The sequence below is a fragment of the Rhodococcus artemisiae genome, from assembly GCF_036327795.1.
GTDB lineage: Bacteria > Actinomycetota > Actinomycetes > Mycobacteriales > Mycobacteriaceae > Rhodococcus > Rhodococcus artemisiae.
Genome location: NZ_JAUTXY010000022.1, coordinates 36,937 through 50,223 on the forward strand (window position 1 = coordinate 36,937; position 13,287 = coordinate 50,223).

Annotated in this window: 5 protein-coding genes; 1 reads left to right on the forward strand and 4 read right to left on the reverse strand. The window is 65.1% G+C overall.

Going from position 1 to position 13,287, the window contains the following annotated elements; translation table 11 throughout:
* Positions 1-161 precede the first annotated feature (161 nt).
* Positions 162-9,038, forward strand: a complete 8,877-nt coding sequence (locus tag Q7514_RS30240; RefSeq protein WP_330136947.1) for a DEAD/DEAH box helicase family protein — start codon at positions 162-164, stop codon at positions 9,036-9,038.
* A gap of 187 nt (positions 9,039-9,225) precedes the next feature.
* On the opposite strand, the gene Q7514_RS30245 is transcribed toward Q7514_RS30240, so the two are convergent.
* Genes Q7514_RS30245 through Q7514_RS30260 form a run of 4 tightly spaced genes read right to left on the reverse strand, consistent with a single transcriptional unit; the run spans position 9,226 to position 13,284 of the window.
* A complete protein-coding gene (locus tag Q7514_RS30245) occupies positions 9,226-10,065 on the reverse strand; it encodes a DUF4913 domain-containing protein (RefSeq protein ID WP_330136948.1) in 840 nt (279 codons plus the stop codon).
* 11 nt (positions 10,066-10,076) lie between these two features.
* Positions 10,077-11,942 carry a type IV secretory system conjugative DNA transfer family protein gene (locus tag Q7514_RS30250; protein WP_330136949.1) on the reverse strand — a complete coding sequence of 622 codons (1,866 nt, stop codon included), beginning with the start codon at positions 11,940-11,942 and terminating at the stop codon, positions 10,077-10,079.
* A 59-nt stretch (positions 11,943-12,001) separates the two neighbouring features.
* Positions 12,002-12,667 carry a hypothetical protein gene (locus Q7514_RS30255; protein ID WP_330136950.1) on the reverse strand — a complete coding sequence of 222 codons (666 nt, stop codon included), beginning with the start codon at positions 12,665-12,667 and terminating at the stop codon, positions 12,002-12,004.
* Between the two features lie 53 nt (positions 12,668-12,720).
* Positions 12,721-13,284: a hypothetical protein gene (locus tag Q7514_RS30260; protein ID WP_330136951.1), complete on the reverse strand. Its 564-nt coding sequence runs from the start codon at positions 13,282-13,284 to the stop codon at positions 12,721-12,723.
* Positions 13,285-13,287: the final 3 nt, after the last annotated feature.

Consider the following 13,287-nt stretch of genomic DNA (forward strand, 5'->3'; position numbering starts at 1 on the left):
TCCGCAAGCACCTCGACGCCGCAACTCGCGCGCTCGAGCGCGCCCGAGCGCAACACAACGCCGCCGGGATCGAGACACTTACCCAGCGGATATCCGATCTGTCGGACAAGCGCACTCGCCTACTGGCCGAGTACGAGCAGGCTGCGGCCACCGAGGGGCGCTTGCGCAGCGAACTGATCGGCGCAGGCGTCGACCCGACCACCGTCGAGTCTGCACTGGCCAGTCGTATCGACCGTGTCCGCACCCGGCCGGAGCGGACGTGGGTCGACGACCCCGCCACCGAGCGTCAGATCGGCACCTTGCGTCGGATGATCGAGCACCGCGGCCTGCCCGACGAGCTGCTCGACGCCCGGATGACCAAGGGCGAGGCGGACAAGGCGATCAAGGCCCTGATCGCCGGTGACACCGAGGTGCCGACCCCTCGAGCCATCACCGAGCCGGACCCGGTCACCGCCGTCGTCGACGGCATGGCCGCCGCCGCTCACGCTGCTGCCGCCCGGGACCAGGTCTTCGCAGCGATCCAGGGCGATCCCGAGATCGCCGTGGCAGCATCCAGCCCGGTCAACATTTACGACCAGTTCCGGGACTGGGCCCTCCAGAAGATCGCCGACCGTGCCGTCGGTGTGCTCGTCGACCTCGCTGACGACCGCGCAGAGTTCGCAGAGCTCCCGGCTGGCGCGTCTGTACTGGCTGCCGCCGCCCGTGACTTGCTCGCCGACCCTGCCCACCTCGACACCCTCACCCGCGAGTGGACCGAGAACCTCTGGAATGCACACGCCGACGCCCGCGGGACCACACCCGCGGGCGACGATGCCGTCTCCACCACCGAGGTCATCCGGCAGGAACGCCTCCAGCGTGAACTCGAGGAGGCCGACGCCTCGACCGTCACGGACTGGCGCTTGCGTGGCCGCGCAGCATTCGACCCCGCCGACCCTCTCTCCCCATCGAACCCTGCCGCAGACCCGGTCGCCGCCGAAGTCCTGAGCAGCGTCAAGGCACGCAGCAAGACCGCCATCGGCCTCAAGCACGACTTCGAGCTCGGCTACCAGCAGGAACGGACGGCATTCACCGAGCCGATCCGGGAGAACATACTGGTCAACGAGGTCGCCACTGACCCGGCGGTCGTCGCCGCAGTCCGAGGACGCGGACCCAACGAGCTGGTTCTGGATAGGGACTTCCAGAAGGTCGTCGTCGCCAAAGCCCAGGAACTCGACGATCGAGGGGATCTCGCCCGCGCTGCGGCACTCCACGACATCCTCGACGACCGGTTCCCCGCCGGTCACGAGTCCGTAGCCGTCTCTGTTGCCGCCGCGGTCGAGCAGGCCGGCCCACTGCCCTGGAGTCGTACCGAGGACCTCGAGACCTGGCGAGCCTTCACGCTCGAACACTTCCGAACCGACCCACTCGCCACCGTCGCGCTGCGACACCACATCGTGCACGACAAAGCCCAGGTCCTCGACGAGGTGGTCAACACGAGCCTGGCTGCGTTCGCGCAGGAACACCCAGACCTCGGCGCTGCCATCACCGACGCGACAAGAGGGCGCGTCGAGGCTGCGATCCGCCAAGACATCGTGCCGACCTTCGCTGCGGGGAACGAAGCACGCGGAACCGCAGGTGAGGTCCTGTGCGTCCACGACCCGGGGTGGGCGCTGACCAACCGCAGGAACTACGGCGTCAGATACATGATGGGGCGTTGGCATGTCACCACCACACGCGGCGACAACCAGCGGTCATGGGGAACCGATCACTGCGTGGCCCTCGGGGCAATGTTCGCAGCCGCGAAACAACCCAATCCGCACCCGGTCAGCGAAGCGCTCTACCGCCAGGTCGCCGCCGCCCGCTCGGTCCTCGACACTGCGGCCCGGCAGATGCTCGCCGACCACGAGAGCACCCGGATCGTCGCGGCGAGCGACCTGTATCGGAACGACCCGTACGGGCTGTTCAACGCCAAGTACAACAGCCTGGTCAAGGAAGCCGTTGGCGATGTCATAGCTGCGATTCGCGACCAGTTCCCGGACCACGTCGCGGTCCTCGACAACGTCGGCCTGCCCCTCGCGGACGTTCTCGACGATGACTCGATCGAGCCCACACTGCGGCAGCTCTATGCCGAGTTCGACGGCGATGGTGGTCTTCTGACACGCGAGTTCCCCACCGACGTCGAATTCTCCAACAGAACCGGTACAACTGCGGTCGTCACCGGGTCGACCGGCGCGCAGATCGAGATGAGCCGCGATGAACGGTTCCGATCCGGCTGGATTCTCGACGGCTCCGCTCCCGCCGACCTGACCTTGACCTTCCAGGACGCGGTCGCTCTCGCCCGCGACTACCTCCGCGATTCGGAAGCACGTCCGTTGCGGACTGACCCGGAATCGGAGCCTGTGGTCGAGGTATCCACCGGTGTCCCGGCCGACCTCGAACGGGTCGAGGTTCCATCACTCAACGCCGCCAAGACCGTCGACGACTACCAGCGGATTCTCGATGCCGCCGCACGCGAGAGTTTCCGCGATGGCGGGGACTACCTGGACGACCTTGCCAAATCTGCGCATCGCTGCTTCGACGATGCACTCAGGCCGGCCGCCGACGCACTCGAAGACAGGAGAGCCGGGACTGCCACCGGATCGGATGTCACCGATGCACTCACGGACACGGTCGAGCGACTCACCGCGCTCGACGCCGCCGTCGACGAGATCCGACGCGAAGACCATGCCGCCAAGCACGAGACGCTGGCTGCGATCGCGGCGCAGATCCGCTATGGCGCGCGACGCTCCCGCCAGTCCCTTGACACCCGCCGGGCCTCCACCGCGACGAACGAGGCGCCCACCACTGGGGTTGTTGGTACCGACGCCACCGAGTCCCGGACCGTCGTCGAGCACCTCGGCGGCAACCCCGAGATCGTGACGTCAGCGGTCACCGACGCCACCCCCGAGAAGTTCGGCGAGCCCGCCCCAGCGGGGGGCACCGATCCGGTTGCCGCAGCTGAATCGGCGCTGACGGTGCCACAGACCGAACTCGGAGAATCCCTCACCAGCGCGCACTGGCGTAACAAGACCACCGTGCCTGCACTGCGCCCGGACGGGTCCACCGTGTACCTCTCCCCTGCGGTCGCCGAGCGGTACAGCCAGGTAGCTCAGGCTCCGGCAGCGTTGGACACTCCGGAATCCGACAGAGTCAACGAGGCCCCTGCCGCCGCGCCCGCGGAACCCATCGACAACACCGAGTCACAGGAACCCGTGGGTCAGGCGAGCATCGCCCCGTCCCCCGTCGCCCCGTCCCCCGTCGCCCCGGCCGGTCGAGACTTCGACCTCGGGACCGACGTGCTGGCACCGTCGTCGCCTAAGCGCCGGGCCAGGGCGAACCTCAACGCCCTGGCCGTGGTCCGCATGCTGGAGAGGGAAGGCCGGACCGCGAGTGCGGACGAGCAGCAGGTGCTCGCGCAGTGGTCCGGTTGGGGTGGTGTACCGCAGATCTTCGACACCGCTAGAACAGAGTTCGACGCCGAACGCACCGAATTGCGGACCCTGCTAGCGCCGGAGGAGTACTCGTCGGCGCGGGAAAGCACCATCAACGCCCACTACACGGACCCGGCGATCGTCGCGGCGATGTGGCAGGCAGTCGAGCGTGCCGGCCTTCCAGAAGACGCCCGCGTCCTCGAGCCTGGATGTGGATCCGGACACTTTCTCGGCATGGCCCCGGACAGTGTGCGGATGGTCGGTGTCGAACTCGACCCGATCACCGCGCAGATCGCCCACCACCTCTACCCCGGTCAGCACGTCCGCAACCACGGCTTCGAGGCGCGATTCGCGGCCAATGCCGCATTCACCGCCACGATCGGCAACGTCCCTTTCGGCGATTACCCGCTCTATGACGACCTGCACAACCCGAACAGTCGGCACGTCCACAATCACTTCATCATCAAAGCTCTGAACCTGACCGCCCCGGGCGGCTACGTCGCCGTCATCACCTCCGCGTTCACCTCCGACGCCGCCCGCCCGGACTCGCGCAAGGAGATGGCCGAACTCGGTGATCTCGTCGGCGGCGTCCGCCTGCCCTCGACCGCACACCGACGGCAGGCCGCGACCGACGTCGTCACCGACATCCTCGTGTTCCGGCGGCGCGAAGAAGGCCGGGACATGAGCGGGGACACCCGCGAATGGCTCGACACCTCGACCCAAGCCCTACCAGGTAAGGACGGGCAACACAACACCCGGATCAACGGCTACTTCCTCGAACGACCCCAGCACGTGCTCGGGCGATTCGAGATCGGCAACGGCATGTACGGCCCCGGCACCCTGAAAGTCGTCCCGCACGAGCACGAGAGCGTCCCGCTCGGCGTCGCCCGGGTCCTCGACCGCATCATCGACGACGCCCTCGACAACGGTCAGCACCTGACCGCGAGCGCACCTGACCGCTCGATCGGCTCCACCCTGGACGAGCCGGGCATCTTCACCCGCGCCGCCGAGGAAGTCACCATCCCCGGAACGCTGCGTTTCGACGAACGCACCAACCTGTGGGAGCAGTACCAGGTCCGCGACGGTTGGGTGTCCACACCGAAGAAGGGCCGCGACCTCAACGACCAGTGGCAGCGGCTGCTCGCGATGGGTGACACGGTCCTCGAAATCGGTGACGCCGCTCGCGACCTCGCATCCACCCCCGGCCACCGCCAGGGCCTGCGCGAGCACCTGGGGCACCAGTACGACGACTATGTCGCCAAGTACGGCTACATCAACCGGTACAAGTGGACCAACCACGCCACCGAGAACAGTCCCGAGAAGACCGAAGAGAAGTTCGGCAAGCTCGAAGCCGGCTGGCGTGTCGACGCCGCGAAAGGACTCGCCGTCGAGCGTGGCATGGCTCCGGAAGACATCGACGACCTTGACGTCGATCCATTCGATGGCCCCATGCCCGACGAGGTCCGCGATGCCCTCATGGAGGCCGCCCGCATACCAGCTCAAGGCCCGAGGAAGAGCCGCTACCACCTCCAGGGCGCGATCAGCTACGACCCGCGGATCGCGATGGTCCGTTCCCTGGAGCTGTTCGACGACGAGACCAACGCGGGCGTCAAGACATCGATATTCACCGACGACGCGACCCTCATCGCCCGCAGGGCGGAGTCGGCACAGAACATCGATGAGGCGATTGCCATCAGCATCGACGAACTCGGCCGAGTCGATCCAGAGCGCATGGCCGACCTGCTCGATGCCGATGTGTCCGCCGTCCTCGAACAGGCCGGCGACAAGATCTACCCCTCCCTGTCCGACTCGGATCGCTACGAGCTGGCCGGCGAATTCCTCTCCGGCGACGTGCGGGCCAAACTCGCCCGCGCCCGCATCTCCGAGGCCGAGAGCCCTGACCGGTATCGGGGAGCGGTCGAAGCGCTCGAAGATGCCCTCCCGCCCGAGGTCGACCCGACCCGCATCGGGGTGCGGCCCGGCGCCGACTGGGTCGGCGAGCAGTTCCACCGCGAGTTCATTGCCGAGGAGTTCGACGTCTCGGTCGACGACGTCGAGGTCTCGTACGCGCCGGTCACCGCGACATGGAAGATCCAGGTCAACCGGCCACCGAACTGGATCGACGAGGAACGCGGATACAACGACACCTGGGGTATCCCCGGCCGCGCCAACGGCGTGGCCCTGTTCGAGACGATTGCGAACAACAAACCGGTCGAGGTCCAGAAGACCGAGGAGGAGCTGCTCAGGGCGCCCAAGCCACGCTTCCACCCGCAGCACACCAACGACCTGCGCAACCGTGCAGTGAAGATGGAAGAGCGGTTCGTGCAGTGGCTCTGGGCGAAACCGGAGCGATACGAACAGCTCAAGTCCGCCTACAACGAGCGGTTCAACCGCTTCGTCACTCCGCAGTACGACACCGCCCACAGGCAGTACCCCGGCCTGAACACCGAGAAGTACGATCCGTACCCGTACCAGCGTCGCGCAATCGAGCGCCTACTTCACGGCGAGACGATCCTGCTCGATCACTGTGTCGGTTCCGGCAAGACCCTCACCATCACCATCGCGAGCATGGAGATGCGGCGCCTCGGACAGGTGAAGCAGCCGTGGGTCGTGGCACCGAATCACCTCGTCGACCAGTGGGCCACCGAGATCCGCGACGCTTACCCTGCGGCGAAGATTCTCGTTGGCGGCGACCTCGACGGCTTCCGCGACCGGCAACGGTTCCTCGGACAGACCGCGGTCACCGATTGGGACATGGTGGTGGTGCCGCAGTCCGTATTCAAGATGATCGGCGTCGCCAAAGAAACCGAGATCGAGTACATCCAGACCCGACTGATGGAGCTGCGAGAAGGACTCGACTCCGCCAAAGCCGCGGGCAGTGACCACTCCATCAAGGAGATCGAGAAAGCCATCAAGCGCGAGGAGGAGAAGCAACGCAAACTCGTCCAATCGAAGGCCACCGACATCGGTCTGACGTTCGAGCAGTCGGGCTGCGACTTCATCTGGGTCGACGAGGCGCACTACTACAAGAACCTCGCGAGAGCCTCCAACAGCACCGACCTGTCCGTGGTCAACGGCTCGCAGCGCGCCAGCGATCTCGAGATGAAGGCCAGGCACCTCCGCTCCCGCGCCTTCCTGCGCAATGTCGAGGCAGGTCGCCCGGACGCCCCCGCGAAGGCCGTCGCGTTCGCCACCGGTACGCCGGTCTCGAACTCGATGAGCGAGCTGTGGGTGATGAACAAGTTCCTTCGCCCGGACCTGCTGCGCGCCGCCGGCGTCGAGCACATCGACGCCTGGGCGCAGACCTTCGCAAAGCAGCGCACCACCGTGGAAATGAACATCACCGGCACCTCGCTGCGGCCGGTCTCCCGCATGGCCGAGTACCAGAATCTCGGACAGCTCATCTCAATGGTCGACCAGTTCCGCGACGTCGTTACCGAGGACCAGATCCCCGTCGACCTCCCGCGGATGCGAACCGGCAAACCGATCGTCGTCGAGTTCGACCTGGCGCCGACCGTCCGCGACGCCATGTACGACTTCGACGACCGCATGGCCGCGACCACCGGCAAGACCATGCACATCGACAATGCCCTCAAGATCGCCAACGACGGCCGCAACGCCTCCCTGCACCCCACCCTCGCCGGCCTCCCGGAACCGGACCCCGAGCACGACAGGATCGTGGTCGCGGCCAACTTGATCTGGCAGACACACACCGACAACCTCGACCTGTTCACCCCCGCTGACCGTCACGGCCCCGACGCCCACGGGGTCTTCCAAATAGCGTTCTGCGACCGCGGCACACCGAAACCGGGTGTCATCGGCGACAACAACCTCTACACCCGACTCCGGGACGAACTCGTCGAACGCGGTATGGCCAAGGACGAAGTGGCATTCATCCACGACTACCCGTCACCGAAGCAGAAGCAGGAACTGTTCGCCCTGTGCCGGGCAGGCAGAGTCCGAGTTCTCATCGGCTCAACCCCGATGCTCGGCACCGGCGTCAACGCACAGCGCTTGCTCAAGCAACTGATCTCCCTGGACCCGGCGTGGACAGCCGCCGACATGCAACAGCGGTTCGGCCGCATCATCCGCCAGGGCAACGTCCACAAGGAGGTAGACGTCGTCAACCTCGTCGCCCGCCGATCCTTCGACGCGACGATGTGGCAGATCATCGAGCGCAAGGCCAACGCCGTCCAGCAGATCCGCAACGCCGACGTACCCGACACCCTCGAAGACATCGGCGGCGACATTGCACTCTCCGCCGCCCAGACCAAGGCCGCCGCCACCGGCGACCCGGTCTATGTCCAGGTCGTCGAACAGGAGGCCTTCGTCGATGCTCTCGAATCCGAGCAGGCCATGGTCGCCAACGGCAACGCATCTCGCCATAGCGCGATCGAACGCCTCGCTCGCACCGTCCGCCGCCTCGACGCCGCCCTCCCCGGTCTCGACGATCACGCCGCCAAGGCCCAGGCATGGCTCACGATCGAAGACCGCAGCGCACGCACCATCACCGTCGGCAGCACACCGATCGCCGACAACGACAGCGAAGCTCTCGTCGATGCCCTTCAACGCGCTCTCCGGAGCAAGTACATCGACGCCCGCACCGTCAGGAACGACAAACCGTGGGACCTGCTCGAGATCGGCGGTATCACCATCACCGGTCGTGCCGTGAGGACCGGCGACGCCCTGCAATTGTCCGTCACCCCAGGCGGGCATCGCTTCATCGAGCACAACAGGGTCATCGAGGCGATGAGTGCTGAGACCGCGGCACGCGGCATCATCCAACAAGCCCGCAACCTGATCAAAGACCTGCCGGAGAAGGCCGCCAGTGCCCATGGACAATTCGTCCGTGCGGGCACCCGCCGCGACGAACTCTCCGCGGTTCCCGACAGCGAGTTCACCAAGACCGAGGAACTGGCTCGAGCACGTTACGAGCTGGCCGAATTCAAAGCAGAGGTCAACGCACGTGAGAACTCCCCCCAGGCACTCGTCGCACGTGGCCACGAACTCGATCGACGCCGGTCCGAAGGCCTCTACGAGAAATGGACCCTCGACCTCAATGCCACCCCCGGTCACGCCGAGGACCAAGGCATGACCCGGGCCGCTTTGCGGGCAGCCGTACCCGAGCGAATGGTCGCCGCCGCCGAGGATTGGGCAGCAGGAGCCGACGAAAGAGAAGAACGACGCGCCAACGACCCGTGGAAGCCGAAATCGGCCGACGGATCAAGGTTCCAGCTCGACGCCGACCGCGACAGCGGCAAGGAGGGCGCCGGCATCGAATGGACCGACCGGGCCTGGCACTGGAGCGCCTGGAGCGGCGACGGCCGCATCGTCGGCGGTCTCGAAGAACGCCGCGACGCTGCCTGTTACGCGGCTCAAGATGCCTTGACCAAGCTGGAAAAGGTCACCACCGCCGTGGAATCGGGAGCAGACGTCACTCGCACCGCCGACACCTCCCGCGGCGCCGGCCATCCGAACGACCTGCCGACCATGCTCGGCAACCAGTCACGCAGCAAAACCGATCGCGGGCACGGTCTCGAGCCTGATGCACGCACTGGCCGCGATCGTGACCAAGACCGCGGACTGTAGCCCCTGGTTGTGCGATGCCCCCGATCTCAAGGATCGGGGGCATCTGTCACGGGGTACCGGTAGCAATGGCGACAAAATCGGCGGATTACCAGGTCAGAGCTTCTGCAATCAACGTCGACAGCATTCCACACCTGGCTGCTTGACCTGCATATTCGACCGTTACTTCCCCATTACTACCGGTACCCCTTCATGGCGTCAGGTGCGCTGGCCGCACCCAGCCCTCCGGTGGCGGATCGGCGCCGAGACCGCCGTGTCCGAGCCAGGTCCCGGCCCCGTTGGTCAAGCTCATCGGCCCATCCTCACCGTCGAGAAGCACGCGCAGGTGCGGATCGCAGTGGCGGATCCACCAGGTCGACATCGCGGCAGGATCATCGGAGGCAGCGCGCGCATCTTCAAATGCCCACCACAACGAGGTGAGTCGAGAGACCACTTCCTGATGTCTCCACCAGCACGGATCCCAGGAGAGACCATGGCCGGGCTGCAGGTCGATCTTCCGGTTGATGACCACACAGAAGTAGCTTTCGACAAAGTCTTCCAATCGGGAAAAGGCCGGTTCAGGAAGCTCGTCCGCGTTCTCCCCCGCTGGTTCCGGCAAGTCCGCGAGATCGTCCGCATGCCACGTGCCCGGAGTCGGTTCATACGCGAGCGAGCCGTGGCCCAGCCACGTGCCGCCTTCGTTGGCACCACTCATCGGTCCGGTTTCGCCGTCGAGAAGTACCCGCAGGTGAGGCTCGCAGTGCTCGACCCACCACCCGGACATTGCCGAGCGATCCTCGCGACTGCGCAGCCTCGCGCCCTCGAACGCCCACCACAACGCGGTCAGACGGGCTACCACTTCCGAATGCCGCCACCAGCCCGGATCCCAAGCAAGGCCACGCCCTGCCTGTGGATCGATCTTGCGATTGATGACAGCGGCCAGATACTCGCTCACCCACTGCTCCACCGACTCGAATGCCGGATCGATCTGAGGGTCCTCATCGAAGTCATCGTCGAGCGCGAACTCGTCGTCAAGCAGATCATCGATCATGTCATCCACCCCTACCGGAATGCTTGGACGTCGCGGGTCGACTCCGGTTCGTCGTACTCGTCTACGAATTCGCCTCCGGACATGAGCCTGTCGGACAAGGCGGCACTGCCCGCGTACCGGCGAATCGAGTCCCGGATCTCGTCGGCGTAGTCCGCTTCCCACCACCAGAGCTTCTTGATCAGAACCGGTCGGTTTGCAGGGAAACACACGATGGCACGTTCCTTCGGGAGCGCAGCGAGTGCGTCGATCGGCAGAATCGATCGTTCCTGCCAACTCTGCGATGTGCCACCGCCACCGCGGCCGCTGCTTCGGCTGGTGGTGAGGACTTCGTGACTACCGATTTGGCCCGACAACGACCGCAGGTAGGCATCGCCCTTGACGTTGCCGCCGTAGTAGTGCACCGAACCCGCCAACATCCCCTCGAACTCGTCCCGCCCCCACATTCGAACACCCTGTTGTGGAGACTGGAGAATCGCGATGGGAATGATTCCACGCCCACCGAAGTGGCTGTACTGGTCCGGAAGATCCTTGAGCAGAACGGTATTCGTGACTTCGTCGAGGACCGCGACCAAGGGGATTTCCAAGCGGCCATGAATCGACTTGATCGTCGGCACAAGTGCTTCCGGAAACCACTTCGGCGGATTCTTCCATTTCGGATACGAACGTTCGCGAGTCCTCGACGCCAATGCCTCCGCAGCCTCGAACACCTGACCAACCAGGGCAGTCGTCAGCGCAGCGGCAGACCCAGGACCCTCCTTCGACAGCGCGTACAGGGTGTCTGTACTGGACGCGAACGCAATCGGGTCGAACTCAGGGCGGGCATGGGTGGTCACGTCGTGGCGCACATTCACCGTCGGCTTCCGGCCTCGAGCGGTTGCATCAACCTCGATGATCGCTCGCGCCGGTGGGAGTACCGCCGTTGCATACTCGTCATCGTTGAGCACGTTCAAATACTTACGTGCCATGCCGAAGATGCCGTCGCGCTGCTTTCCTGTCAGGTTCTGACGCGACCGGATTGTCGACGCCGGACCCTGCTGCTCGAATGCTTCGAGAATCTGCACCACAGTGGGGTCCTGATCGCTGTCCAGCCACGTTTTCACGTGCAAAAGGTCCCCGCCTGCCAGTGCCGCGGCCAGGAAGTACATCGACAGCGTGTCCTGCGCCTCGGGATCGAAATAGGCGTCCGTTCGTGCGTCTTTCGCTGTCGCAGCAGACACAAAGAATGAGGCGAGGTTGTCCGCACTTGCCTTTCGCCGAACCTGCTTGAGTGGGTTCCACCAGAACTCGAGCTGGGGTTCGCCTGTGACACCCTGCAAGTCGAACAGCCAGGGCTTTCCAAGCTTCTCGCGGGGTCCGCGCGTGAGCGGATAAAGATCCGGTTTGTTGGTTGTGACAATCACAGCTCCAGGTGCCGACATGATCGCCGGCACCGCGATGGCCGCCGTTTTCCCCATTCTCGTACCCGCCAGGACGACCATCACGTTTTCCCAGGACAGGTATACACGTCGGTTTCCACGGACCGTGTCGCCGAGACAGAATCCACGTGCCCGTGGGTCGTCCTTGCCGAACTGGGGAACGAGACGCTGAGACTCGCTCGCGGAGACGCCCTTGAGCTTGCGAGGATCGACCATCGTCCGGGCGGCCGAATCCACCTCGGTGCGGCCCCGTATCCGCAACCCTGCAAGGATGACCAGCGCGGCAACGAACGTGAGCAGCACTCCTGCGACCACCGTTGCCTGAACCGGCCACGGACGACTCCCCGTCACGACCTCTGTCATGGCGGTGATCGGATCACCGCTGGTGTCCGAACCCGACAGCGTCGCGCCGATCCACCACGAGACATAGGCGACCACCACCAGTGAGACAACAGCGCACACCGCGACAAGCTCAACGGAGCCCGACCCAGAAGCTGACGCACTTTTGCGTGTCCGCGCCATCACTGCTCAGCTCCGGCCATCGACTCATCGACGATCAGTGTTGCCAAATTCGTCTCACGCCACTGCTTATATCCGGGCTCCTGAGTCCACTCGAGTGCAGCATTGGTGTCGCTGACCTCGACCGCCAGCGCCACCCTGAACCGCATTGCCGCCCGGTCGAGTACCGGATTGTCGGCCGATACTTCGTGATTGAGCACGTGTAGCCGAAGGCGTACCGCATCGACCTGGAGTTCTTCGCGTGCCTGCCCGGCGAGGAACACTGCGAACTCGGCCGCAGAAAGGTCCGCCGACGTCTGATCGCCCTCGATGAACACACGGTCCTCTGGGTGGAAGCTGCCATAGGCGACGATCGTGTGGTCAGGCCCGCACACCGCGAAGCTTCCTTGACCATCCGCAGCCGTGTAGATCTCGATCAGTGGCCCGTCGGTGGCTGCGGCGGCAATCTGCTCGCGTCGCAGCACGTGGGCCTCTTCGCGCCGCGCCTCATAGTCGATGCCGAGTTGTTTGTTCAGTTCCACCTTGAACTTCGGGAACAACGACTTGGTGGCGAAACCGTTCTCCTTTGCCCAGCCGAAAATCTCGGCGTGATCAGCAAGCGACGTCAACGTTTCGCGGTGCTGTGCGACCGCGGATTTCGCCTTGTCCCAGTCCTGCACGCTCGACATGCTGGTCTTCTTTCCAGCCATCATGGCCCCCTCTGGTGGTAGTTGATCGGCGATCACTGCGTCGTGTCGATGCGGTATGTCTCGACGAGCCAGGTTCCGTCGACGTTGACCAGTTCGACGGTGGCGGTCATCTTCGTGTAGGGCGTCATGTCGCCGTCGGGATGGAGCACCGTCTGTGAGATGTCCACCGGCACGGACGATGCAGATCCGGAGATCGTGGTGTTTCTCCCGGCCGACACGGTGGTTGATGCGCTGACAACGTCACCGCTGCGAGCCCACGAATCCCACTCGGACACCGGCCGCGGCGATGTCGCCGGCGGCGTCGCGGCCGCGGCGGCGAGCTCGCCTGTCAGCAGGTCACCGGCTCTGTGTAACGCATCCCACCCGGACTTGTCGGTGGCAGGCTTCCAGCTGAAGACGATCGACATCGCGTTCGTTGCGACGGTTTCGGGTGCCGATCCGACCGGTGAGAGCGGGTCACCCTCACCGATGTGGCTGTCGGTACCGGTCTGCGGTGTGGGCGAGGAGGTTCGGGTCAGTATGACGACGGCGATCACGGCCCCGATCAAGCCGAGCATCGCCGTGGTCAGGAGCAGTGTTTTGTAGGTAGTACGCATGAT

Bases quoted from the DNA above. Each gene is read 5' to 3' on its own strand.
- Q7514_RS30245 (WP_330136948.1), bottom strand. From the start codon at position 10,065: ATGATCGATGATCTGCTTGACGACGAGTTCGCGCTCGACGATGACTTC.
- Q7514_RS30255 (WP_330136950.1), bottom strand. From the start codon at position 12,667: ATGTCGAGCGTGCAGGACTGGGACAAGGCGAAATCCGCGGTCGCACAG.
- Q7514_RS30260 (WP_330136951.1), bottom strand. From the start codon at position 13,284: ATGCGTACTACCTACAAAACACTGCTCCTGACCACGGCGATGCTCGGC.